This is a genomic window from Actinomyces sp. zg296 (assembly GCF_009829695.1).
GTDB classification, from domain to species: Bacteria; Actinomycetota; Actinomycetes; order Actinomycetales; family Actinomycetaceae; genus Actinomyces; species Actinomyces marmotae.
In genome coordinates this window covers 323,250-345,822 of sequence record NZ_VWPG01000003.1, presented here as the reverse complement: position 1 = coordinate 345,822, position 22,573 = coordinate 323,250, and the positions used below count along the sequence as shown (strand labels likewise).

Annotated in this window: 19 protein-coding genes and 2 pseudogenes; 11 read left to right on the top strand and 10 right to left on the bottom strand. The window is 67.4% G+C overall.

Annotated features, from left to right (window positions below; all coding sequences use genetic code 11):
- The first annotated feature begins 347 nt into the window (after positions 1–347).
- From GVV76_RS03755 to GVV76_RS03745, 3 genes are read left to right on the top strand one after another with little or no spacing between them, the layout of a single operon-like run.
- Positions 348–1,742, top strand: a complete 1,395-nt coding sequence (locus GVV76_RS03755; RefSeq protein WP_159625043.1) for an ABC transporter permease — start codon at positions 348–350, stop codon at positions 1,740–1,742.
- Between the two features lie 3 nt (positions 1,743–1,745).
- The gene (locus tag GVV76_RS03750) at positions 1,746–2,912 is read left to right on the top strand and encodes an ABC transporter permease (RefSeq protein ID WP_159625041.1); all 1,167 of its coding nucleotides are present in this window, start codon (positions 1,746–1,748) and stop codon (positions 2,910–2,912) included.
- Positions 2,913–2,954: 42 nt separating this feature from the next.
- Positions 2,955–3,587, top strand: coding sequence for an ATP-binding cassette domain-containing protein (locus tag GVV76_RS03745; RefSeq protein WP_159625038.1), 633 nt, complete (start codon positions 2,955–2,957; stop codon positions 3,585–3,587).
- Positions 3,588–3,974: 387 nt separating this feature from the next.
- Here the strand turns inward: GVV76_RS03745 and GVV76_RS03740 are convergent.
- A pseudogene (locus GVV76_RS03740) lies at positions 3,975–4,256 on the bottom strand (macro domain-containing protein); the annotation flags it as partial.
- A 514-nt stretch (positions 4,257–4,770) separates the two neighbouring features.
- Between GVV76_RS03740 and GVV76_RS03735 the strand changes: the two are divergent.
- Together GVV76_RS03735 and GVV76_RS03730 are read left to right on the top strand one after the other, a co-directional pair.
- Complete coding sequence (locus tag GVV76_RS03735; RefSeq protein WP_159625036.1) at positions 4,771–5,457, top strand: ATP-binding cassette domain-containing protein; 687 nt, start codon at positions 4,771–4,773, stop codon at positions 5,455–5,457.
- Positions 5,450–6,217 (top strand): hypothetical protein, encoded by a 768-nt coding sequence (locus tag GVV76_RS03730; protein WP_159625034.1) that lies wholly within the window; start codon positions 5,450–5,452, stop codon positions 6,215–6,217. Before GVV76_RS03735 ends, GVV76_RS03730 begins: the two co-directional genes overlap by 8 nt.
- Before the next feature lie 435 nt (positions 6,218–6,652).
- Here the strand turns inward: GVV76_RS03730 and GVV76_RS10700 are convergent.
- Positions 6,653–6,793: pseudogene (locus GVV76_RS10700) on the bottom strand (ISL3 family transposase); the annotation flags it as partial.
- Between the two features lie 467 nt (positions 6,794–7,260).
- Between GVV76_RS10700 and GVV76_RS03720 the strand changes: the two are divergent.
- Positions 7,261–7,446: a YegP family protein gene (locus GVV76_RS03720; protein ID WP_159522048.1), complete on the top strand. Its 186-nt coding sequence runs from the start codon at positions 7,261–7,263 to the stop codon at positions 7,444–7,446.
- 159 nt (positions 7,447–7,605) lie between these two features.
- Here the strand turns inward: GVV76_RS03720 and GVV76_RS03715 are convergent, their stop codons facing one another.
- A complete protein-coding gene (locus GVV76_RS03715) occupies positions 7,606–8,310 on the bottom strand; it encodes a sunset domain-containing protein (RefSeq protein WP_236263191.1) in 705 nt (234 codons plus the stop codon).
- Positions 8,311–9,145: 835 nt separating this feature from the next.
- On the opposite strand from GVV76_RS03715, the gene GVV76_RS03710 reads away from it, so the two are divergent.
- The gene (locus GVV76_RS03710) at positions 9,146–10,117 is read left to right on the top strand and encodes a diaminopimelate dehydrogenase (protein WP_159625028.1); all 972 of its coding nucleotides are present in this window, start codon (positions 9,146–9,148) and stop codon (positions 10,115–10,117) included.
- On the opposite strand, the gene GVV76_RS03705 is transcribed toward GVV76_RS03710, so the two are convergent.
- The 5 genes from GVV76_RS03705 to GVV76_RS03685 all read right to left on the bottom strand — a co-directional run bounded on the left by GVV76_RS03705 (position 10,108) and on the right by GVV76_RS03685 (position 16,502).
- Positions 10,108–10,719: a tetratricopeptide repeat protein gene (locus tag GVV76_RS03705; RefSeq protein ID WP_159522054.1), complete on the bottom strand. Its 612-nt coding sequence runs from the start codon at positions 10,717–10,719 to the stop codon at positions 10,108–10,110. The genes GVV76_RS03710 and GVV76_RS03705 overlap by 10 nt on opposite strands.
- 226 nt (positions 10,720–10,945) lie before the next feature.
- Positions 10,946–12,058 (bottom strand): glucosaminidase domain-containing protein, encoded by a 1,113-nt coding sequence (locus GVV76_RS03700; protein ID WP_159625026.1) that lies wholly within the window; start codon positions 12,056–12,058, stop codon positions 10,946–10,948.
- A gap of 172 nt (positions 12,059–12,230) precedes the next feature.
- Positions 12,231–13,091, bottom strand: a complete 861-nt coding sequence (locus GVV76_RS03695; protein ID WP_159625024.1) for a variant leucine-rich repeat-containing protein — start codon at positions 13,089–13,091, stop codon at positions 12,231–12,233.
- A 99-nt stretch (positions 13,092–13,190) separates the two neighbouring features.
- Positions 13,191–14,486, bottom strand: coding sequence for a variant leucine-rich repeat-containing protein (locus GVV76_RS03690; protein WP_159625022.1), 1,296 nt, complete (start codon positions 14,484–14,486; stop codon positions 13,191–13,193).
- 102 nt (positions 14,487–14,588) lie between these two features.
- Entirely contained in the window at positions 14,589–16,502 is a 1,914-nt protein-coding gene (locus GVV76_RS03685) for an MBL fold metallo-hydrolase (RefSeq protein ID WP_159625020.1), read from the bottom strand.
- 1,099 nt (positions 16,503–17,601) lie between these two features.
- Here GVV76_RS03685 and GVV76_RS03680 point away from each other — a divergent pair.
- The gene (locus GVV76_RS03680) at positions 17,602–18,294 is read left to right on the top strand and encodes a hypothetical protein (protein WP_159522064.1); all 693 of its coding nucleotides are present in this window, start codon (positions 17,602–17,604) and stop codon (positions 18,292–18,294) included.
- A gap of 39 nt (positions 18,295–18,333) precedes the next feature.
- Here GVV76_RS03680 and GVV76_RS03675 read toward each other — a convergent pair whose 3' ends face one another.
- Positions 18,334–19,500 carry a M48 family metallopeptidase gene (locus GVV76_RS03675; protein WP_159625018.1) on the bottom strand — a complete coding sequence of 389 codons (1,167 nt, stop codon included), beginning with the start codon at positions 19,498–19,500 and terminating at the stop codon, positions 18,334–18,336.
- 13 nt (positions 19,501–19,513) lie between these two features.
- Between GVV76_RS03675 and GVV76_RS03670 the strand changes: the two genes are divergently transcribed.
- From GVV76_RS03670 to GVV76_RS03660, 3 genes are all read left to right on the top strand, one after another.
- Positions 19,514–19,702 (top strand): hypothetical protein, encoded by a 189-nt coding sequence (locus GVV76_RS03670; RefSeq protein ID WP_159625015.1) that lies wholly within the window; start codon positions 19,514–19,516, stop codon positions 19,700–19,702.
- Positions 19,683–20,942 carry a hypothetical protein gene (locus GVV76_RS10570; protein WP_159625013.1) on the top strand — a complete coding sequence of 420 codons (1,260 nt, stop codon included), beginning with the start codon at positions 19,683–19,685 and terminating at the stop codon, positions 20,940–20,942. Before GVV76_RS03670 ends, GVV76_RS10570 begins: the two co-directional genes overlap by 20 nt.
- 65 nt (positions 20,943–21,007) lie before the next feature.
- Positions 21,008–21,730: a peptidyl-tRNA hydrolase gene (locus GVV76_RS03660; RefSeq protein WP_159625166.1), complete on the top strand. Its 723-nt coding sequence runs from the start codon at positions 21,008–21,010 to the stop codon at positions 21,728–21,730.
- A gap of 106 nt (positions 21,731–21,836) precedes the next feature.
- On the opposite strand, the gene GVV76_RS03655 is transcribed toward GVV76_RS03660, so the two are convergent.
- A complete protein-coding gene (locus tag GVV76_RS03655) occupies positions 21,837–22,424 on the bottom strand; it encodes a GtrA family protein (protein ID WP_159625011.1) in 588 nt (195 codons plus the stop codon).
- Positions 22,425–22,573: the final 149 nt, after the last annotated feature.

The following is a 22,573-nucleotide window of genomic DNA, read 5'->3' as shown; positions in this document are numbered from 1 at the left end:
CGCGCGCCATCGATGGGCGTGGAGAGGACTCAGTTCGGCGGTGCCGCCGCGCCTCGCATGTGACGATTCAATGCCCTCTGACGGGCAGTGGCATCACGATCGGGGCGCAGGGGCGTATCCGTGACGCCATTATTGACGATCTCGATGCTTTGTCGCATGATAAGGATGACGCCTTTGTGGTGTGCATGACGCCACCTCGTGTAAGTGCGGAGCTCGGGGTTGAAGAAATACTTCACGTGTTCCGGCGCACACTGTGATCGCTTATTTCTATGGCAGATCATTGCCCGCTCATAGGTGGTTCATAGACTTGTACCTTATAATGAGGCCGATCAATATCGGAACTAGTTGTGGAAGGTACATTTCTGGTGTCGTTTCTTAGACGAGCATGGCTTCACGCCACTCGTAAGCTGGTGAAATCGTTAACCATTTTTTTGGTTCTCCTCACCGCGTCCACCCTGCTTCTGTCGACATTCGCGGTGCGTGAATCGGTTGCTAAGACGGGTGATGAGCTCAACTCCCAGGTGCTTTCGGGGTTCCTGCTTGAGAACAATCGGGCGACGAACCTGGGTACAGCGCGCGGCGGCGGCACGGTCACGCGCGCGATGGTTGAGCAGGTCGCCAAGCTGGAGGGGATCACCTCATATGTGGTGAACATGAACTCCGCGGTCGCTGACGTGGTCAACGCTGAGATTTTCCGTCTCCCTGGCCAGGCCAATGACTACTCCAAGAAGAACGAGGAGCAATTCGGCAAGGCGCTCCCCCTCAATCCTGTCAACCGTTCTGACCTGGACAACGCTTTCCGTGCGGGCACGTTCACGCTCGTTGAGGGCCGTCACCTCAAAGAGGATGATCACCACAAGATCCTTGTGCACAAGGAGTTCGCGGAGAAGAACGGTTTCAAGATCGGTGACAAGGTCACGTTCAAGGCTAACGAGCACGACGCGGAGAATCGTTTCCACTCAAATGCCACCGTCGAATCTGAGATCGTGGGGCTGTTCACTGGTGAGGGGAACGGCAGGGCGACTTCGCGCACGGAGCTCTACCAGAACGCTCTCTTCACCGATCTCGATACCGCTCGCTCGCTCTTCGGTTTGACGCCGGAGAACGAGTACTACCACGATGCCGTCTTCTTCGTGAAGAGCGTCGGCGACCTTGATAAGGTGATCAAGCAGGTGCGGGAACTTCCTTTTGATTGGAACCGCTATCTGGTCCACAAGAACTCCGACATCTTCGGTGGCATCGGCGCTGCACTGACCGGTATCAACTCGTTGCTGCGAGCCACCTTTATTGGCACGTCCATCTTCGCAGTCGCCGCGCTTGCCCTTGTGCTTTTCCTGTGGCTCAATGAGCGCCGCAAGGAGACAGGGATCTTGCTTTCGGTCGGCGTGAGCAAGACGAAGATCTTCGCCCAGTATGTCACTGAGAACCTCATAGTATTCGTCCTAGCCCTGGGGACCTCATTTGGCGCTGCCCACTTGGTCGCGCAGGCCTTGGGGAACAACATCGTGTCGAGGGCATCATCTCAAGCTGCCAGCCGTATACGTGGGGGCTACAACCTGGGGGCCGACTACACCACGTCGACCTTCCAGAAGACGATCGATCACGTGACGGTGACCATCGAGCCGAGTCACCTCATCACGATCGGCATTGCCGGCGTCGTACTCATCATTGTGGCCACTCTCATCGCGTCCTTCCCGATGCTGATGAAGAAGCCCAAGCGGCTCCTCACGCAGATTGGATAGTCAATGACGTTCTGGCAACAAGCACGCTTCGCCATCGCTCGGCGACGCACGAAGAGCCTCGTCCTTGCTCTCATCATTACGCTGATCTCGGCTGTGTTCGTGTTGCAAGGAGTTATCACGAGCACCCTGAGCACCGTCACCGCCGTCGCTGAAAACCAGGTCACGCCCGGTTTCACGGTGACCTCCCCTGCCGGTGATTTCAACCAGGATGCCGCTGATTCGTTGCTCTCAACCCCGCACGTGGTCGGCCACAACTTCACGCTCCTATCCTCGGCGGAGGACGCGGATGGCAACTTCCAATCGGTGGTGGGGGTCAGCGACCTGTCCCGGCTTCAGGCCTTCGAGCAGAAAGAGCTCGAGCTCACGGAGGGCGCTGACGACGCCATCGCCAAGCTTCGCGATGGCAGAGGTGCGATCCTCTCCGATTCTGATGCGGCCTCGCATAAGCTGAAGGTCGGCGACGAACTGACGCTGAAGAAGAATGAAGAGACCGTCAAGCTCAACGTAGTTGGGATCTACAAGACCACTGAGAACGCGCAACGCGGGCAAGAGACGCCGATCTACACGGATTTGAGAAGCGCTCAACAGCTCGCCGGGAAAGACGCCGTCAGTACCGCCACGTTCTACACGGACTCGCGTGAACACCTGGATATGACACTGAAGGAAGCCAAGGCGAATCTCGCGGAGGGCCTTAACCTGAAGGACAATACCTCGGCCGTGGCCGGTGTTCTTGACTCCGTGGCCGGTCTGACCACGCTGATCTCACGTCTGCTGTGGGCGGTGCTCGCCGCGGGCGCGGCCATCCTCATCTTCGTTCTGGCCTTCTGGACCCGCTCACGCATTCATGAGGTCGGCGTCCTGTTGTCGATCGGTCACTCGAAGCGGCGTCTATTCGCTCAGTTCATCGCTGAGCTGTTGATGCTGACGATCCCCAGTTTCTTCGTTGGCCTTGTCGTCAGTGAAGTCATCGGGTACTTCATCTCCAACTACGTGCTGGACGCTGTCAGCACCAGCGCGGTTGGTGACGTGAGCGTGCCAGCGGGCGCGCTTGTGGCGGCAGCCGCATTTTCGTTCGTGGCAGTGCTCGCGATCGTGGTGGCCTCGCTGCTGATCGCGATGATCCCGATCCTGCGGTTGCAGCCGAAACAAATTCTGGCGAAGATGAGCTGAGCGCTCCCGCGCGTTCACTTTGAGATTTTAGGAGAAATTGTCATGACCACTTTGAAGCTCGAAAAGCTCGGCTTTGTTTATCAGGATGTGAAGAAGAGTGTCCTGAATGGCGTCAACGCCGAATTCAAGTCGGGCAAGTTCTACGCCATCATCGGAAACTCCGGTGCGGGCAAGTCCACCCTCCTCGGCCTGCTCGCCGGCCTCGATGCCCCCTCCCAGGGCAAGATCCTCCTTGATGGTGAGGATGTGGCGAAGCGGGGGTACGCCTACCATCGCCAGCACAACGTTTCATTGGTTTTCCAGAACTACAACCTCATCGACTACCTCACGCCGTTGGAGAACGTGAAGCTCGTTGACCCGAAGGCGAAGATTGACTCACTCCTTGAATTAGGCCTTTCTGAGGATGAGGCGAAGAGGAATGTCATGAAACTCTCCGGAGGGCAGCAGCAGCGCGTGGCCATCGCTCGTGCCCTCGCCTCGAAGTCGCCCGTCATCTTGGCCGACGAGCCGACCGGCAACTTGGACGGCAAGACGGCCGGGGAGATGATCGATATCCTGAAGCGCCTCGCCCATGAGCAGGATAAGTGTGTCATCGTGGTGACCCATTCGGCCCAGCTGTCGAAGAAGGCGGATGTGGTCTTCCGACTGAAGAACCGAAACCTGGTGCGCCAGTAAGCGCAGTGGGAGGGTGCGCGCCGGAATGGCCGGCCAAATACCGATGCCTCGGACAATGTTCTCCGGGTGCCATCGCGATTTGGCTGCGCTGTTCCGGCGCGTCCCGCTTCACTGCCGGCGTCGGGGCGCGGCCTCTTGCGGCGTCGGGGCGCGGCCTCTTGCGGTGTCGAGCGCGGGCCGGCGCGCGCACGGCCTATGCCAGATGCCTGCTTCCGAGGTCAGGAAAGCAGGAGGGGCCCGGCCTGCGGGCCGGTACCTCTGGACGAGAATCCCGTAGGCCCTCTTATCCTGGGACACCGATGGGAAGGCCGATCCGCTTGCGGGGCGCGATGGCGGACACGCCACCGACGCCGTCCGGGCCGCTCAGGTGTCCAGAGCCACCCGGAAGGCGCGCAGCAGGGCGGGGTCGCCCTGGCCGGCGTGCCGGTTGGGGCCAACGGCGTGGATGACCCAGCGGGCGGACAGGTCGAAGCCGGGCGTGGCCACGGCCTGACCCACCGGCAGCTCGGTGGCGCACAGCTCGCGGCAGGCCTGCAACAGGCGCGGCCCGGCAGCACGGTGAATGGCACCGTCCACCCCGCCGCCCCCGAGCAGCGCGGAGTTGGCCGCGTTGACGACGGCATCCGCCTCCTGGGTGGTGATGTCTCCATGTACCGCTTCTAGCCGCATCACGGCTCCGTTGTGGCAGAGCCGTAAATGTGATATGACTCATGTCGCAACATGAATTGAGGCAGGCGTCACTGACGCTAGCGTCGGAACGTTCCCACTCGCCGGCGCGTCTCCGCAGAAGGCGTCTACTTCAGCCATTGGTTTATCTCAAAGAAGAGAGGAGTAACTATGTCGGACAAGCAGGCCATTTGCGAGTCCTTCACCATCGCCAAGAACGTGACAGAGCTGGCGACGGTCGACGACCTTTGGTGCTTCGTCACCGAAATGGCGGCTGGATCGTAGGGTCTGGCTGGCCTTCATTGCCCACGTGACAGCGGGTGGGTTCCTCGCATGATCGTAGAGAGAAGGAATGTGTAAGTCGCCGTCAGTAGGACTCAACCTCGTGGCTAGGTCTAATGTGACATGCAATCACTGCTGCGCCGCAAGTTCCTCTCGTTCTGAAGCGCGTCTAACCGGCGAGCAAATTGACTCTATCGTTGACAGTCTAGTGCACTATTTTTTGGGGGCGCCTGACATGACAGAATCTATGAACGCCTTATTGGAGTTGGAGGAACTTGTGGTGGCGAGGGGGCGCAAGTTCTGCCTGGCTCCGCTGACTATCCGTTTTGCCAACCCCGCTATCGTTGGGCTGTTCGGTCACAATGGGGCCGGAAAGACGACACTACTGAGGTCGCTCGCCGGATTGCTGCCCCCGAAGTCAGGCTTCTTCAGGTTCCGTGGTACAGCGAGTCCTGCTTTCCTGCCGGACGCCCCGTTTATCTATAAATTCCTTAGGGTCGGGTCGGTTCCCGAGGTCCTATCGGGCTACTTTGACGACTTCGACATCGCGCGCGCGAAGTCTATCATCGACGACCTGACGTTGGATGCCTCAAAGAAGGTGGGCGACCTGTCCAAAGGGATGGAAGAACAGCTGAACCTTGGCATGGCGCTGGCCAGACGATCATCTGTCTATCTCTTCGATGAGCCGCTGGCCGCGGTGGACCCCGTGACCCGCGACCGTATGCTGGAACTTATTCAACGGCACAAGCCTGACGACGCTCTGCTGATCATCAGCACGCATCTTATCGCAGGGCTGGAATCGCTTTTCGATGAATGCGTAGTGCTCCACGACGGGCGATTGCTGCTTCGGGTCCAGGTTCCGGAGATGCCGCCGGGAGGTAGTCTAGAGTCATCCATTAAGGAGGCGATGATCCATGCATGATATTTCCACCGAGGCGCGTAAGCACGCCATTTTTTTCCTGGCGTGCGTCTCCTTTCTTCTTTGTGCCTTCTTACTGAAGGAGTGCCTAGACTCCTACGAAACCATACTTAGCGTAGTCTGGGTGTTCTCCGTAGTCTTGATTTCGGCTGGAACCGCATTTTACGTAGGAGCGCAGATCTTCACGTTCCTCGTGCTCAAGGGCGATCCGCTCCTCCAGTTGTCTACCCACTCACCACTGCGTAAGTTCCTCGTCAAAACGCTTCCACTTGCTCTGGGATTCGCAACGGTTGGGCTCGTCTCTGTCCTGGCGAGCACTACGACCTGGCCGAAAGAAGACGTAACAGCGCGCGCATTCGCCTACCTCCTCGCCGCCAAGTTGGTTTCCAGCGTAGCCTGGATCTCTATGGCCTGGATCATCGGACTTGCCACTGCACGCCTTGGCGGGCTCTACCCCCGACTTTTCGCATATATGGGTGGACTAGCGACGATGACCGGCTTACAGATCGCAGCGCTGTGGAACCTGGCCAGCCTCGGAGCCGCTCAATGGGCTGTCGGCGGATCCACTGGATTTGCTGGCTACCCAACGTACTGCGGCGTCCTCGGGATATCCCTCGACGTTCCGTTGACACTTAACGCCACAGGCCCTTACCTGCTCGGCATTGGACTCAACGCCGTATGGATCATCGTATGCTTGCTCGTGGTTGTTGTCCTAATTCCTTACTGTCATAGGAGGATGGGCTCCCGTCTCAGGCGGCGGTGAGGAAGCCTCCGACATTAGGGGGCAACTGTCGTTCCAATACGGTTCTGACCCGATTCTTGGAAGGTTCAGCCGCTATCGGCAGATAGATGGTTGCGCACCCCTGGTCCGACTCCTAGTTCTTGGTGGTAGCCGGGTCAACCCGCTCAGGCTCAAGCTGATTGGCCGCGCGTCCATCGTCCCTTTTGCTATCAGACAATCGGATCTTAACTTCGTTTGAGCAGTCGCCCTGTGTGCGCAGGACTCAGATAGCTTTCTTCTTCTGTTTCTCTGCGCCCCGTTCAATCCGAGGGACTCTAGAGCCAGCTGAGGCTGCGACAGTCATCAATGCCCTCGAGCCACGAAGATGGCGCTCGCCAGGAGGCCCCCGCCCGCAGCCCAGTGACCGGTTCGTTCTGCGTAGGTATCGGGGCCCGTGGCCATCCTCACCATGAAGGCGCCGTCGGGACGGCCCGGGCCGTCGATTAGCGCGCGCCTGTCCTCGGCTAGGACCGCGTCATCGGCTGTGCGCCAGGTGGCCCCAAGACCTTCGGCGATGCTCGAGACGGCCAGGTGGCCGATCGCCAGCGCCTCCAACGCTCAGCGCATCGCGCGACGCGACAGCCCCGGCATCAAGGACCCGGTTGAGGGATCCGGCACTGGCCTCCCCGCCCGATCCGCTCCCACACGCTGGCCGACCACCACACCGAGCCCGCTCAGACAACCTAAGACCACCAACTCAGGAACCACGAAGGTGCAGGTCCGCTTCAACGTGTGGGAGGCGCCTCCGAGCCGGTACTGCTGGCGAGAATCCCGCGGGCCCTCTTGTCCTGGCATCCCGATGGGAAGACCGATCCGCTTACGGGGCGCGACGACGGATCGGCCTGCTCATGCGCCGCGCCTCCGGCGTCGCTCCATTGCGTTGCCCCGTCACGAGGGGCCACCGCGAGGGGGCGACGTCGTCGGCCGCGTGGGGCGAGACTCTCCGGGTGCCGCGAGTTGCCTCACGGGATCGGCCCGCCGTGTCATACTCGCTTTAAGGTGTCCATGAGCCAGAGGAGAAGATGATGGCGAGCAAGTTCGAGGTGTACGAGGACGGGGCCGGCAAGTTCCGCTTCCGCCTCAAGGCTGGCAACGGCGAGATCGTCGCCACCGGGCAGGCCTATGAGACCAAGGCGGCTGCGGTCAAGGGAACCGAGGCTGTCCAGCGCGCGGCCGCCGACGCAACGGTCCAAGACCTCACCGAGGGCTGAGGCGGAAGCGGTCGGTTTCTCCTAGTCGGCAACGAATCGGCAAGGACAGCGGGGCGCGCGGAGCAGTGATTCCGCGCGCCCCGGTCGTCTCCCCGGCTCATGGTGCGGGGCACGGGCTATTAGCGTGCCGTGCTCCGCGGCCTCTTCTGATCTGGGAGATCAGTTCCTCGCGGCGCGATATCCGGCGTTCTCCGCGTCAGCGCCGCTGACGAAGCACTCCTCAGCCTTCGTCCGGTTGTAGGAGCCCTGACCGGGCCGGTGATAGATCTTCGACTCGGCATTGCCCTTGATCGGCGCCCAACTCGGGCACGTGTACGTCCCCGGGTTGTAACGGCCCGCCAGTCGTCCATTCCCGCTGAAGCGGTACCACGTGTCGCCAGCCTGGGCCCAGCCCGTGGCCATCGTCCCGTCCGCCTTCAGGTAGTAATCGCCCACCCACATGCGCGTCGCCATCGCGCCCGACGCCGTCAGGTAGTACCAGTTGCTCCCCGAGCTGATCCACGTCCCGCTCTCCATCGCGCCGGCCGGCGTGAAGTGGTACCAGGATCCGCCGTCCTGGGCCCAGCCAGTGGCCATCGTCCCGTCCGCCTTCAGGTAGTACCAGGCGCCCCCCTGAGCGACCCACTGACTGGCGGCCATCGCCCCAGACGGGAGCAGGTAATACCAGACGCCGCCCGACTCCAGCCACCTGCCGTACTGCATCGCGCCCGTGGAATCGAAGTAGTACCAGGCCTTGCCATCGTGCGCCCAGCCTGTGGCCATCGCGCCGTCGGGCATCAGGTAGTACCAGGCGCCGCCTTGAGCGATCCACCCGGTCTTGAGCAGGCCTGCCTCGTAGAAATACCACTTGTCGCCGCTTTGCACCCACCCGTCCTTGATCGGTGGTGCGGGCGCGGGCTGAGGTGACGTCACACCGGCTGTGGGAGAGGGCACAGGGTAGGGGAATTCATCCGCGACAGCTGCTGGGATAACCATTCCCAGCAGTGAGAGCGCGGAGATCGCCCCGATGGCCGATCGACGAAGATGATTCATGGGATTCCTCCATATGGTGACCCGTGCGCCGCCTCCGATGGCGGAACATGCGGGTAAGAGCCGTAATCTCGACCATGCCGTGGGAAATCAGAGATGGGGAATGCGGAGAAGAGGACTCTCATAGGAAGTGCACGGCACTCCCATGCGGTGATTCGCCGTCCACCTGGCAGCCCCCTTCTCAAGGGCAGAACGGCGCACCCACGCGGTGATCCGCCTGATGAGGGAGCCCGCGCCGGTTACCTGCCCGGGAACACGCGTCCCCTCCGGGACCCTCGCGAACCGGCGGGGCCTGAGTGTATGGAGACGACCACTGCGCTGACGCCGCCTTGCGCCCGCAGATACCGTCTCGTCCCGGCCTTACGCCCTCAAACTACAAGGATGAGGCGGTACGTGCGGGCTGAGACCGTATCCGTGGGCTGAGGTGGTATGTGTGGGCTGAGGCGGTACGTGCGGGCTGAGGCGGTACGTGCGGGCTGAGACCGTATCCGCGGGCTGAGGCGGTACGTGGGGGATGAGACCGCGGCGCGGGGGCGCCGGCGTCCGCAGGGCGATCGTCATGCGCCGGACATGTGGCTGATGCCTACGCTTCTGCGGTCCCTGGCCGGGCCCCTGCCCGAGCCGTGGCCCGAACGCCAAGGGACGGCACGACGAACTCCTAGGAGGACTCATGATCAGAGTCGCGATCAACGGATACGGCAACCTCGGGCGGGGCGCCGAGCAGGCCATCTCGAAGAGCGAGGACATGGAGCTCGTCGTCGTCTTCACCCGCCGCGATCCCGCCTCGGTCACCACCCAGGGCGCCCCCGTCGCCCATGTCGACGACATGCCCGCCTGGGCGGACAAGGTGGACGTCTGCCTCAACTGCGGGGGATCGGCCACCGACCTCGCCGAGCAGGGCCCCGCCGCGGCCGCTCACTTCACCACCGTCGACTCCTTCGACACCCACGCCGAGATCCCCAGCTACTTCGCCGCCGTCGACGCCGCCGCGAAGGGCGCCGGACACCTCGCCATCATCTCCACGGGCTGGGACCCGGGCCTGTTCTCCATGCTGCGCGTCCTGGGGGACTCGGTCCTCCCCGACGGCACCACCACCACCTTCTGGGGCCCCGGCGTCTCCCAGGGCCACTCCGACGCCGTGCGCCGCATCGAGGGCGTGCTCGACGCCCGCCAGTACACGCTGCCGGTCGCCGAGACCGTCGACGCCGTCAAGGCCGGTGAGGACGTCGAGCTCACCACCCGCTCCATGCACCGCCGCGACTGCTACGTGGTGGCCGCCGAGGGCGCTGATCTCGCTCGCATCGAGAAGGAGATCGTCGAGATGCCCAACTATTTCGCCGACTACGACACCACCGTCACCTTCATCTCCGCCGAGGAGATGGCCGCCAAGCACGCCGGCATCCCGCACGGCGGCACCGTCATCCGCCGCGGCCTGACCTCCGACGGCGTGGCCGAGCGCATCACCTTCGAACTGGCTCTCGACTCGAACCCCGAGTTCACCGGCGCAGTCGTGGTCGCCATGGGGCGCGCCGCCGCCCGCATGGTCGCTCGCGGCCAGACCGGCGCGCGCACCGTCTTCGACGTCACCCTCGCCGACCTGTCCCCGAAGGACCCCGCCGAACTCCGCGCCCACTACCTCTGAGCACTAGGCCGCAGCCGATCACGGTTGCGGCGGAACAGGGCGAGGTAAGGGTGCGCGGCGTCGAGTACGGCCTCGGCGTCGCGCACCAGCGCCTCGTACAGGCAGAGCGCCCGAGGCGTGTCACCGGCCGCCTCGCAGGCCCGGGCGAGATTGTTCCGCGCCGACAGCGCATCGGGATGCCCTCGGCCCAGCAGCCTCGCGGCGTCGTCAACGATCCGCTCATGGAGAGCCACCGCCTCGCGCGCCCGACCCGCGTCCGCGCAGGCGCCGGCCAGGGCGCTGCGGGCGGTGAGCGACTGGGGAGCCTCCGGCCCGAGCAGCCTCTCGGTCCCGGCGACCACCTGCTCCAGTAGCGTCACCGCTGATGCCGGATCCCCGGCCGCGCGGTGGGCCCGGGCCAGATGGAAGCGCGCGCCCAGCACTTGGTGGTCCTCAGGCCCCAGCTCCCGAGCCAACTCAGCGACGGCGCCCGCGAGCGAGATCGCCTCCTGCGGGCGACCAGCCACCGTCGCATCGCGCAGCGCATCAACGAGAGCGGTCGCCTCAGCAGAGCCCCCGCCGGAGGCTGGCCTCCGCGCGCCGCCCGGCCCCTCAACGCCCATGACCGCTTCCTTCCCCTCCCACCACGACGAGTGAGACGGCTCGATGGCACCGCGCCGCCTCTCACAGAGCATGCTATGCCGGCTCAATGCTGGGTCCCTCAATCCCAGGTCCCTCAATGCCGGGTCCACGCCGATCGGCGCCGTCGCGGCGCCGCCGAGGCCCGCTCCCGCGTCGTGCCCCCGGCCCCGCTGGATGATGCGGGCCGACGGGTGGCGCCGGAGCCGATCAGCCGAAGTAGGCGCGCATCATCTCCGCCAGGCTCGTGCCGTAGCCGGGATCGGTAGCCCAGCCGACATGGGCCGGGTTCTCCTTGATCCCCAGGTACTGCACGTACGGCGCGGAGCCCTTGCGCACATAGGAGAAGCGCGGGTCCACCACCGGGTGGGCAAGTGAGGGCGCCGAGACGGAGGGATCGGCGTAGGCGCGCAGATGCTGCACCTGGGCGCGCAGGCCGGTCCTCACATCCGCGAAGGAGGCGCCGCGGGCGCCGCCGCCCGTAGCCCCCAGGCCCCCGAAGTTGAACTGGCCGATACTCACATCACCGCCGAAGCGCAGCCAGGCGGTCTCCTTCATCACCTGGCAGAACAGCAGTTCGGGGCTCACCCCCTCCGACGTCGCCTCGTCATAGATGATCCCCGCGAACGCCTCGATCGTGGGCGCGCCCCCAGCGCTGAGCGCCGACGACGGGTAGGGCCTGCCGGAGGAGCGGTAGGCGCGCGCCATCGAGGAGATGAGCGCCTCCCGGCTCGACGACGGCGCGCTCAGCACCGGGGTCAAATCGGCATAGCCCAGCCATGCGCCATTGGTGGCGAAGCGCGAGACGCGCCCGTCGACGGGCACGGTGCCCGTGGCCATCGGCCCCGAGCCGTAGAGGTAGTACCAGGTGTTGTTGTCTTTGATCCAGCCGGTGGCCATTGCTCCCGAGCCGTAGAGGTAGTACCAGGTGTTGTTGTCTTTGATCCAGCCGGTGGCCATTGCTCCCGAGCCGTAGAGGTAGTACCAGGTGTTGTTGTCTTTGATCCAGCCGGTGGCCATTGCTCCCGAGCCGTAGAGGTAGTACCAGGTGTGGTCGTCCTTGACCCAGCCGGTGGCCATCGCGCCGGTGTCGGCGCGCAGGAAGTACCAACGCCCGCCGTCCTCCAGCCAGCCGACCGTCCTCACCCCATTGAGACCGAAGTGGTACCACTGGCCGCCCCTCGCAACCCATCCGGTGGTCTGAGCCTGGGCAGCGCCGGCGGGTGGCGCGGCGGCGGCCGTGCTGACGGGGATGGCGGCACCGCCGAGCGCCGTGATGGCTAGGGAGAGCGATGCGGCAGATGAGAGGGCACGAGACGGCATGAAGGGCCTTTCGAGTCGAGGAGCACGAGCGTGGGGCAGGTGTGACTCCAGGGATGGATGAGTCCCATTATGTCAGTGGATTCCCAGTGCTCTCGGGCCACCCAGCGGACGACGATATCGGCCCCGTCTCGCTTGAAGGAGACGGGGCCGGTATCTGTGGCGCGAAAAGGACCTACTGGTAGGTGGGGCCCTGCTGCTGGTACGGCGAGGGCTGGGCGCCCGGCTCCGTCTGTGGTCCGGTGGGCATGTGGGCGCCGGGGTGCCCGCCGTAACCGCTGGCGCCCTTTGCGATCCCGGCGCCGGGTCGAAGTCGCAGCCCGGCGACGATCATCGCCGCTCCGCAGGCCAGGAGCAACAGCGCCGCGATAAGCAGCAAGTACATGCCCACGCCCCTGCTAACCTCGAAAGAGCCGCCGAGGCTGCCATAACTGGTCTTGGCCTGCTTGATGGTCTTCTGGGCGTCGGAGATCTCCGAGTTGGCGTTGAGCCAGCTGATGCCGTTCCAAATCCCGCCCACGACTGTCGCCACCCCGCCGCCGAGGACAACGGGGAACTGCCTCACGAAGAACGCGCAGATGCCCGCCGAGATCGCCAGGAGGCTGGCGCAGAGGATCTGCACGTCGTAACTCTTGTTGTCGTAATCCCAGAAGTTGGCGGTCTTGCTCTGGGAGCCGAACGTCGTGGAGACAGCGGGCAGGAAGGACGCGATGATCGCGAGCAGCCCGATCACCGGAATGGCGATGAGAACGATCGTGCTCCAGTTCGAGGATGCCCTGGTGATCGCGGCACCGCCCAGCGCAGCACTGGCCTGGGGCTGCGCGGTGCCGTACTGGGCGGGCGCGCTCTGGTAGTGCGGCTGCTGGTAGGCCTGTTGGTCGATCCACGCGGCGAGATCAGGCGGGCAGGCGGGATGCTGGCGCACATGCGCCCGCAGGTCGGGGCGGTGCTGTGCGATCTGAGCGAGCGTCCCCGGGGCGATCGCAGGATTCGTGAGGTGGGCAGGTGTGCAGGACAAGGGGTCGATGGCCGTCATGCGGGCTCCTGGGAGGTGGTTGATGTAGGGATACCGTAGCGGGGATGGCGGTGCGGCGCATGGGCTGGGATCCCCATCCGCCGCGCGCGGGGCGAGGACTTACGCCTCGTGGCCGCTGTGAGCGGACGAGGCCTGATCGCCCTGGCCCGCCCATGCGCCCGGCTCGCCCCGCATCGCGCAGGCGAGGTGGAGGACCGAGATGAGCAGGAGGACCACGCCGCCAACTGCCAGGAGGATCGCGCCGGAGCCGACGGAGGCGCCCGTGGCCCCCTTCATGTCCGGCACGTCCCCGGAGAATCGGATGATGTTCCGCAAGCCGTCGCTGGTCGCCAGCAGGGCGGATACGGTGCCCGCGATCCCCGTGAGGATCAGCCGCGACCGCCGCGGGGTGATGATCGCGGCGAGGCCGATGCCGGTCGCGACGATGAAGACCACCAGGAGCATGAGCGCCTCTTGGACGCCGTCCCCGTTCCAGTAGTTGAAGGACCAGGTCCCCGTGTCGAAGGTGATGGTGACGATCGGCAGGAAGGTCGAGACCAGGCACAGGACGGCCAGCACCGGCACGGCCCACAGCAGGAGGCGGCGCCAGAGAGAGGCGGTCCCGTCCTCGTCTCCTGGCAAGAGCCTCCCGGAGGCGGGCTGGTCGATCGCCGAGGGCACCGCGGAGGCGGGGATGAGGGGCTCAGGCGAGGTCTGGGGCGCGCTGCCCCTCGCGGGATCGGCACTAGGGCACGACGACGCCTCGTCACTGCTGGGGGCGCCGGGTGTCGCCGTAGCGGCAGTGGGCTCATAGGCGGCGGGGACCGCCAGGCCCGGAACCGCGGTGATGATCTCCGGGGCGGAGGCGGGCGGGATGATCCTGGGGGCGGAGCGCGCCGAGCGGGCCGAATGCGCCGAGGCGACGGCGGGCGAGGCGATATTGCCGACCGGGGTCGCCGTGTCGTCCGCCGACGCGGGTGAGGCCAGGGCGGCTGGCCTGCCCGGCGTCGGGCGCTCGATGGGCTCGAAGTCGCTCGCCCGCGCGGGTGAGGCGGCGACCCAGATGGCGTCCCTGATCGGCGCGGCCGAGGCCGTCGCTGGCGAGGCAGTGCCTGTGGCTGAGGGCGACGATGGTTCCGAGGCCGTTGCCGATGCGTCGCAGGCCCGGGTGGAGTCTGCCGCGGCGTCATCGTCCGACACCGCCCCCTCAGTGCTCGGCTGCTCGGCCGCCTCGGACTCCAGGAGGGCGGCCCGCTGCTCGATCCACGCGGCGAGCTCTGGGTAGCAGGCCGGGTGCTCGCGCACGAGCGGATGCAGATCCGGGCGGAACTGGGCAATCCGGGCGAGATCCATCTGGGTGATCGCAGGGTTCGCGAGGTCGGCAGGGGCGCACGACATCGGATCAAGGACGGTCATGAGATCTCCTGTAGGGGTTCTCCACTGAGGCCACGGTACCGCGTCCCTCGCGCCGGAAGACAGCCCCGCAGGCGCCGGGCCCACCGCCCAGGGCCGTGGACCCTAGCCGAGCCAGGCGCCCGAGGGGGAGAAGGAGTGCGCCGCGCCGTCGATCATGACTCTGCCCGTGGCCAGGGATCCGGAACTGGTGAGGTAGTACCAGGCGCCGCCCTGGTTGAGCCAGTCGTTGGCCCGCATGGCGCCGGAGTGGTCGAGGTAGTACCAGGTGGTCCCATCCTTCAGCCAGCCGGTGGACATCGCGCCGCTGCCCCCCACGTGGTACCAGGCGGCGCCTGATTGGATCCACCTGCTCGTGGACATGGAGCCCGAGGCGCTGAGGTGGTACCAGGCGGTCCCACTGGCCACCCATCGGTTGGCGGCCATCCGTCCCGAATCAGGGGCGAAGTAGTACCAGGAGGAGCCGTCCCTCAGCCAGCCGGTGGACATCGCGCCGTCGGCGCCCAGGTAGTACCAGGAGGAGCCGTCCTTCAGCCAGCCGGTCTTCATCGCGCCGTCGGGGCTCAGGTAGTACCAGGTGGTCCCGTCCTTCAGCCAGCCGGTCTTCATCGCGCCGTCGGGGCTCAGGTAGTACCAGGTGGTCCCGTCCTTCAGCCAGCCGGTCTTCATTGCGCCGTCGGGGCCCAGGTAGTACCAGGCCCCCTTCCAGCTCGCCCAGCCGCTCTCGGTGGCGTAGGGGCTGTCGGAGAACCAGTAGTAGTCCTCCCCGATCCTCCTCCAACCGGTCAGCGGGGTGGCGACGCCGTTCCGGTAGGCCGCGGCGTGGGGGCTGCTCGCCTGACGGGTGCGCAGGACGAGCCCGCCGCTCGTGGCGTCGACGTCGGAGAGGTGGACGCCGTCGTCGGCGAGGGCGACGACGAAGCTGATGTGCCCGGAGGCGCGGAGCTCATCGGCTGAGTACCACCTGGTGCCGAGGCGGTCCAGGGTGCGCTGGGTGGCGGGTGCCAGGGCTTGGAAGCGCCCGGTCTGGAAGGCGATCTTGGGGCGCAGCGTGGTCAGGAAGCCCTCGCTGTTGGAGGAGATGGAGCCGTGGTGGCCGAGCTTGAGGACATCGACGTCGCCGATCAGCGGGGCCAGGCGGTCCTCGTCTCCGTAGAAGTTCTCGATATCCGATGCCAGGAACGCCGAGCGCCCGTGGGCCGTGACCTTGACGCCCCAGGCGCTCTCGTTGGCGTCGTAGATGTAGGGGGGCTGCTTGTAGGACTCGTCGTAATTGACGATCTCGATTCGCATGTCCCCGAAGTCGAAGGTGGGAGACGCTGTGGTGGGGGCGCTGGGGTCGGGTGTGACGGGGGCGCCGGGGACCAGGTGCTGGATGAGGGCGGAGCCGTGCTCCGCCTGGGCCTTGCGGGCGGCGGCGATCATCCGGTCGTAGACGTACTGGTTGTCCCAGAGGTTGTTCTTGCTGGTTATCCAGGCGTCGGAGTACTCGGGGGTGTAGATCCGCTTCGGGTGGTACTTCTCGATGACGGTGTCAGCCGTGCCGATGTGGTCCGAATGCGCGTGGGTGCCGATGTAGAACTCCAGGTTGGTGGAGTTGACGCCGAGTTCGTCGAGGTAGGCCCACATGGCGTCCTCATCCGGCGCCCCCTGGGTCACGCCGGGGCGCAGTGGGTACCGGGGATCGTCCCCGCGGGGGTAGTCCTTGTCCTCCCCGGAGTCGACCAGCGCGAAGCGCCCGTTGCTCTGCAGCACGATGACGTCGGAATCCACGAAGGACAGGATGTGGATCGACTCATCGGAGGCAGAGGCGGAGGCGGCGGCGGGCAGGGGACCGGCGGCGGGCGGGGGATCGGAGGCGGGCGGGGAATCGGAGGCGGCGGCGGGCGCGGGGGCCGAGCCGGCGGCCGCCAGCGCGGCGCCGACGAGCATCGGCGCGATGGCGCGGAGGGCCCAGCGCAGGGCGCGTCTGGGGGCGCCTTGGGATCTTGGTTGGCTAGTGGGATCGGGCAGAGCCATATCAGTCTCCTCGGGAGTCCCGGCCCCGCCTGGGGAGGGCGGAGAGGGGAGGCGCGCCACTGCCGGGTCTGGGAGCGTGGCGCTAGGAGAGGATATCCGCGCCGACTGCCCTCACCAGTCGTGAATCCCCGTGATTCCAGCGATCTCTGGGGCCAACCGTGAGGTCAGGAGGACCGGTGTGAGATTCGCGTTGATGGGCGCGGCGTGGGATGTGCGGAGACCTCCTCGGCGAGGCGCTGGGGCTCGCGGGCTGACCGCCGTTCGCCTCGTGTGCCTTAGACCCGAGGGGCGGTCGGGCCGGAGAGCGTCGCGGTGCTCTTGCGCGCCCGGAGCCCGCGCGCGGTGACGACGACGGTGGTGTTGAGTCCCGCCATGCGCGGCGGGCCGGCCGAATCGTGCTCCTACTACCAGATCCTGTCGAAGCCCGAAGGGGGGACAGCGGGCACTCCTGGCCGTCCTTCTCGATGACGGAGCCCGAGGTCTGGCCGTTGGCGGGTTGGCAGGTGACATCGGGCTCGGGGCTGAGGGGTGCCCCTATGTGGTGTGCCAAGCGGCGGTGGGTAGTGGTGTGGCTGGTTGTGGGTCGTGGAGGGAGCCGTTTCGGATCATGCGCGCGGGGTGATGATGTGGCGGTGGGCCAGATGTGGCGCCGCTGGCCCCCCGGGGTGCCGGGTTCGCGGCCTGGGCCCGGGGATACCGTCTCGGCCCGGCGTTGCGGTCTTGGTCTCCAGATACCGTCTGGGCCCGGGGATACCGTCTCGGCCCGGCGTTGCGCCCTCATTCTCGCAGTTTGAGGCGGTTTGTGTGGGGTGAGGCGGTATCCCGGGGGTGAGGCGGTTTGTGTGGGGTGAGGCGGTATCCCGGGGGTGAGGCGGTTTGTGTGGGGTGAGGCGGTATCCCGGGGGGCGGCTCGTGCTGGCCCGTGCTCGCTCGTGGGCCGGGGGCCGCGCGCGCCGCGGTGGCTGGCTTGGGGCTGCGGTCCTTGGGCCCCAGTGGTCGGGCTTGCCGGCCTCGATGCCGTCGCCCGGACGCCCGGACGACCGGGCGCGGGCTGGCCGCGGCTCGCCATCGGGCCCCGGCGCCTGTCTAGGCTGAGGCCATGACGAACACGACGCCCTCCGGGCCCATCGACGGGATCCTCGCGGCGGCGGCCGCTGAGTTGGCCGGGGAGGCCGCCGCGGGACCGGGCGACGCCCCCGGAGCCCTCGCGGCCCCCACCGACCCGGCTCTCGCCGCCGCCCTGGCCGACGGACGCCTCATGCTCTGGCAGGCTGACGCCCGCGACACCCACCGCGTCGCCCAGCTCCTGGCGCTGCGCGGGACCACGATCCAGGAGGCGCTGGAGGCGGCGCCCGGCATGATCGAATCGATCCCCGTGCTCGTCCTCGCCTCCCTGGAGGACCCCGCCCATCGTGACGACTTCGATGCCGCGATCTCCGTGGCCCTCGCGGGCGCCTTCGTCCTTCCCGCCGACCCCGACGAGGGGCGGGAGGCCTCCTGGATGGTCACCGGTCTCATCCTCGACCCCGCCGCCAGGACCCGCCCCATCGGCCGCGATCTTCTCGAGGGCCTCGCCGAGGCGGTCGACGCCGCGGACCCCGGCGCCCCACTGTGGGCCTTCGTTGAGGCCAGTGAGCACGCCGTCGTCGCCAGCCATCTCGCCGCCGGCTTCAAGAAGGTGGAGCAGCGCCCTCACTACGCGGGCATCACCTTCCCCACCGGTGATGGCGCGCTGCTCGTCCGCGAGCCCCAGGCGCTCCCGGAGGGTGAAGCGCCCGACGGCGCGGCCTGAGCCGCCGGGCATCCCGGCGTCAGCGGCTGTCAGCGGCTGTCAGCGGCCGAGCGGCCGGGGATCGGCCAGGCGCACGGCGTCGCGCGGAGCCTCGTACTCCACCCCCGGGTAGCGCCCGAACTGCTCCTCGGCCACCCGCGGCCGCGTGGCGTCCATGAAGGCCAGGACCTGCCCCGGCGTCGGCCACGACTTGCTGGACTCACGGCCCATGGGGCTGATCGGCCCGGCGAGGACGCCCTGCTTCGGGCGGACCATGAGCCTGCCCGGCCGACTGCGGTCCCGCAGGGCGTGCGCGCGCCAGGTCAGCACCGGATGGCTGGCCCGCCAGGAGGCGATGTGGAGCCAGAAGCCCCGCTCCGTCACGGCGCGATCCGCCAGGGCGTGGAAGTTGACCTGCGGCCCCAGGTACTTCCCGGCGGCGAGGATCCCCATGATCCCCGGCGCCCCCTGCGGAGACGCCGCGTAGCCGTGGTTGTCCGCCGTGTACTCCTGGGCGCGGCTGAGCGCCGGCCCGATGAGCGGGGCCTGCATACCCAGCGTCGTGATGGCCAGGCGCAGGAAGGAGACGTGGCCCGCGGCCAGGTGCCCCACCTCGTGATTGATGACGAAGCGCAGAGCCTCCGGGTCGCGCGCCGAGCCGCCCACCTCGAACAGGTCGGAGTAGACGACGACGTAGCGGCGGAACCCGTGCCCGGCGGCGAAGGCGTTGATCTTCCCGCTTCCGAGCACCACGTAGGCGTCCGGCACGCGCCGTAGCCCGAAGTTGTGCGCGGCCTCCACGACCATCCGGTACCCCTCGGGGAACTGCGTGAAGCTCATCTGCACCGCCCGCGAGCGTTGCTGCGCGTACAGGATGGCGCGCACCACCCACAGGAGGATTGGCAGGAGGGGGACGAGGAGGATGTACTGGCCGATGGTGCTCATGATGAGCGAGCGCGCCGTCGCCCTGGCCCCGGTGGGCTCAGGGTCCGCGATCAACCAGGCGATGAGGCCGATCCATGAGGCGTAGGCGCCCAGCGTCACCAACCCGCAGACGGCCACGAGGGGGAGCTCCTTGGGATGGCGCAACGCGCGGATCCCGAACCACCCGTGGATGGTCGCCCCATTGAACAGGGTGGGGGGCTCCACCGGTGGCTGGACCGGTCGGGGGGCCTGGGCGCCCAGGGGACCGCCGGACGGCGCCCCGGGGACGTACTGCTGTGTCATACGCGGCACCGTAATGGGCTTCGCGGATGAAGTGGTCATCCCGCAGGTGGATGCGCCACCGGCGCGCCTCGATCTGGGAGAGGGGCGCGCCGCCGCCAAGACGACCGTCGCGCAGGGGCGCGCTCCCCGTCACCGCGCGCCCGCCATGGCGCCGAAGGCGATGGCGCGCGACAATCCCTTCCATGAGCGAGAACCGAGCTGAGCACCTAAGCCCACGGCCCGACGGCGAGTCGCCAGGGGCCCCACGGCCCTACGGCTCCTGGCCCGGCCAGGCGACCCAGTCGATGCCCTCCGCCGGCGAGGCGGGCGCGCTCGGCGACGAGGCCGCCGACGCCGTCGCCACGGACGTCTTCTCCGCTGATGAGGGGATCGAGGGCTATGGCGTCATGGGCGGCGCCCACGGCTCCAGCGGCGCCGATGCCGCTCCCGACGGCGCGGCCACCCCCGCCGAGGCGCCGCTCGCCCAGACGATGGCCCTGCCCCGCGACGCCGTCCTGTCCGGGATGGTCGGCTACCCCGACCCGGCACCCCGGCTCCCTCGGGCGCCTCAGATGCCCGCGGAGACCGCCTACCTGCCTCCTGTCGCCCAGCAGGCCCCCGCCACCCAGGCCCTGCCCGCGCCCTACCCGCAGCCCCAGGGGCCCGCGATGCCACCGCCCTACCAGCAGGCCCCACCGATGATGCCCGCGGGACCTCCCATGGGTGCCCCGGCCCCGCAGCCCCTCCAACCGCTCCCCGCCCGTCCAGGGCCCTCCTGGTACGCCGTCATGCTCGCCTGGATCTGGCGCGCCTCCATCACCGGGCTCGCGGGCTACGGGCTCTGGCTCCAGGTCGATCCGGTGCTGCGTGCCGACAGGATTGTCGGCGGGCACGCCCTCGTCCTCGGGCAACTCCGCTTCTTCACCACCCTGAGCAACGCCGTCGTCCTCGTGATCGTGGCGGGAGCCCTCCTTGAGCCGCTCGTGGGCCGCGCGGGCGCCTTCAGCCTGGGGCTGCGCGCGTTCGGCCAGTGGGCGCGGGGCCTGGCGGTCGTCATGGCGGTGTTCACCGGGCTGGTCTTCGGATTGATCATGAAAGGCGGCTTCGATCGGCCCATCAGTTGGATCCCGCACCTGGCCCTGCCCGCCGCCATGACCCTGGACTGGGTCCTCGTGGGGCGCAATCAGAACCTCCTGCGCTTCTCCACGCCCGTGACCTGGACGATGGCCCTCCTGCCCTACATCCTGCTGTACATGTGGGACGCCCGCCGTAACGGCCACCCCATGTACAGGTTCCTCGATCCGAATAAGGACGACTGGCTGGCCTGGATCGGCTCGCTCGTCGGCGGGTTCTTCGTCCTGGCGCTCGTGGTGTGGATACTGGGCCGCTTCCGCGGCGCCATCGTCGCCAGCGGCGAGCGCGCCCGGGCCGCTGCCCGGGCCGGCGCGGGTGGCGGCTGGTGATCGGCGCGGCCCCGGACGGGCGCCACTCCATCACCGGGCGCCCGGACCACGTCACCCCCTGGGCGATGCAGATCGCCGTGCGCTATGACAAGGTCACCCCGCCGCGGTCGATCGACGTCGCCGAGGCCGCCGCTCGCGCCGTCGTCCGCCTCCTAGCCGATGCCCGCAGCGCCCCCGGCGGGCCCTGGGCCGAGGCCGTCGACTACTGGCGCGACGGCCGCATCCGCAAGCTCGTGCGCCGCGCCCGGGGCAAGCGCTGGGAAGAGGTCCAAGAGCTCCCCGGCCTCACCGTGGAGCAGGACGGGCCACTGGGGTGGGGCAGCGCCGCCGCGCGGGCCTTCGTCCCCGGCCCCGTCCGGCCTCTCCCACCGCCGCTGGCCAAGACCCAGGTGGAGGGCACCCACTTTCCCGACGGCGCCGCCCTCCCGCCCCCGCCGGCGGCCATGACTGCTGCCATTGAGAAGGACCCCGCCAGCGCACCGGAGAGGATCTCCCTGGGGGCGGGATCGGCGTCGTCGGGGGCGCTGGTGACCATCGAGGTCACGCCCCTGCATGAGATGACCTCCGGCAAGCTCTGCGCCCAGGCCGCCCACGCCGCCCAGCTCGCCTGGGAGAGCGCGGGCATGCCCGAGGCGTTGCGGGAGGCCTGGGCGGCCGACGGCTACCGGGTGCGTATCGAGCGTCCGGATCGCGCCGCATGGGAGGCGGCGAGCAGGCCCGTGAGCGTCGTCGACGCCGGGTTCACCGAGCTCGACGGCCCCACGGAGACCACGCGCGCCCACTGGTGAGCAGTGGGCGCGCCAAGGGGGTGGGAAGGCGGCGGGCCGAGGAGGCCCAGGTTGGGCTCGGGTCCCGGTCGGGCTCGGGCCGGCCGGCTTGGCCCAGCCCCGCTGCTCAGGCCGAGGCGGGGGCCTTGTCCCGGGCCGAGTCGCGGAACACCCACAGGCGCACGAACACGTAGAGGTACAGGCCCTCGCAGCAGGCGGAGACGACCCGGGCCACCAGCGCGTTGACCCCGACCCAGTGCAGCAGGCTGGAAAGCCCCAGGATGAAGATCACGTACTGGCTGATCAGGCCGATGAAGTAGCGGCCGCCCTGGAGCGCCAGGTGCTCATGGGACTGGAAGTTGAGCCAGCGGTTGAGCAGGAGCGAGTACACCCCGGCAATTACGTATCCCACCGTCACCGCCAAGGAGTACCACCAGTGCAAGTGGTTGTAGAACACGCTCAGGCAGGCGATGTCGAGCAGGAAGGCCGAGCCGTTGATGACCGCGTAGCCGATGAAGGTCTCGGGGACCAGCCGCCGCAGTGCCGCCGGGATCAAGCGATGGACGGCCCCGGTGAAGCGGGCGAATCGCTCGGGGGCGCGCGAGGCGCGAGTCGTGGGCGCGTCGGGGGCCGCCGGGCCGCTGAGGGCGGTCGACTCGCGCGCGGCGCTCGGCTTCCCCTTCTCGACGGCGGTCTCGGGCCTCGTGCTCGACATACCAGTCCTTCCTCGCGCTCGCGTCCTGGGCCGCCAGCCGTCCTGGGCCGCCAGCCGTGGCTCGCGGCGCTCACCATGCCGCCCCAGTCTCGCCCAGCCGCGCCCCCGCGACCAACTCCTCCAGGCCGATAGCGGGATCCGCGCCTTCC

What these genes read in the sequence shown, in the direction of transcription:
- GVV76_RS03750 (WP_159625041.1), top strand. Translation starts at nt 1,746, where the DNA reads ATGACGTTCTGGCAACAAGCACGCTTCGCCATCGCTCGGCGACGCACG.
- GVV76_RS03745 (WP_159625038.1), top strand. Translation starts at nt 2,955, where the DNA reads ATGACCACTTTGAAGCTCGAAAAGCTCGGCTTTGTTTATCAGGATGTG.
- GVV76_RS03735 (WP_159625036.1), top strand. Translation starts at nt 4,771, where the DNA reads ATGACAGAATCTATGAACGCCTTATTGGAGTTGGAGGAACTTGTGGTG.
- GVV76_RS03730 (WP_159625034.1), top strand. Translation starts at nt 5,450, where the DNA reads ATGCATGATATTTCCACCGAGGCGCGTAAGCACGCCATTTTTTTCCTG.
- GVV76_RS03720 (WP_159522048.1), top strand. Translation starts at nt 7,261, where the DNA reads ATGGCGAGCAAGTTCGAGGTGTACGAGGACGGGGCCGGCAAGTTCCGC.
- GVV76_RS03710 (WP_159625028.1), top strand. Translation starts at nt 9,146, where the DNA reads ATGATCAGAGTCGCGATCAACGGATACGGCAACCTCGGGCGGGGCGCC.
- GVV76_RS03705 (WP_159522054.1), bottom strand. Translation starts at nt 10,719, where the DNA reads ATGGGCGTTGAGGGGCCGGGCGGCGCGCGGAGGCCAGCCTCCGGCGGG.
- GVV76_RS03700 (WP_159625026.1), bottom strand. Translation starts at nt 12,058, where the DNA reads ATGCCGTCTCGTGCCCTCTCATCTGCCGCATCGCTCTCCCTAGCCATC.
- GVV76_RS03695 (WP_159625024.1), bottom strand. Translation starts at nt 13,091, where the DNA reads ATGACGGCCATCGACCCCTTGTCCTGCACACCTGCCCACCTCACGAAT.
- GVV76_RS03690 (WP_159625022.1), bottom strand. Translation starts at nt 14,486, where the DNA reads ATGACCGTCCTTGATCCGATGTCGTGCGCCCCTGCCGACCTCGCGAAC.
- GVV76_RS03685 (WP_159625020.1), bottom strand. Translation starts at nt 16,502, where the DNA reads ATGGCTCTGCCCGATCCCACTAGCCAACCAAGATCCCAAGGCGCCCCC.
- GVV76_RS03680 (WP_159522064.1), top strand. Translation starts at nt 17,602, where the DNA reads ATGACGAACACGACGCCCTCCGGGCCCATCGACGGGATCCTCGCGGCG.
- GVV76_RS03675 (WP_159625018.1), bottom strand. Translation starts at nt 19,500, where the DNA reads ATGACACAGCAGTACGTCCCCGGGGCGCCGTCCGGCGGTCCCCTGGGC.
- GVV76_RS03670 (WP_159625015.1), top strand. Translation starts at nt 19,514, where the DNA reads ATGGGCTTCGCGGATGAAGTGGTCATCCCGCAGGTGGATGCGCCACCG.
- GVV76_RS10570 (WP_159625013.1), top strand. Translation starts at nt 19,683, where the DNA reads ATGAGCGAGAACCGAGCTGAGCACCTAAGCCCACGGCCCGACGGCGAG.
- GVV76_RS03660 (WP_159625166.1), top strand. Translation starts at nt 21,008, where the DNA reads ATGCAGATCGCCGTGCGCTATGACAAGGTCACCCCGCCGCGGTCGATC.
- GVV76_RS03655 (WP_159625011.1), bottom strand. Translation starts at nt 22,424, where the DNA reads ATGTCGAGCACGAGGCCCGAGACCGCCGTCGAGAAGGGGAAGCCGAGC.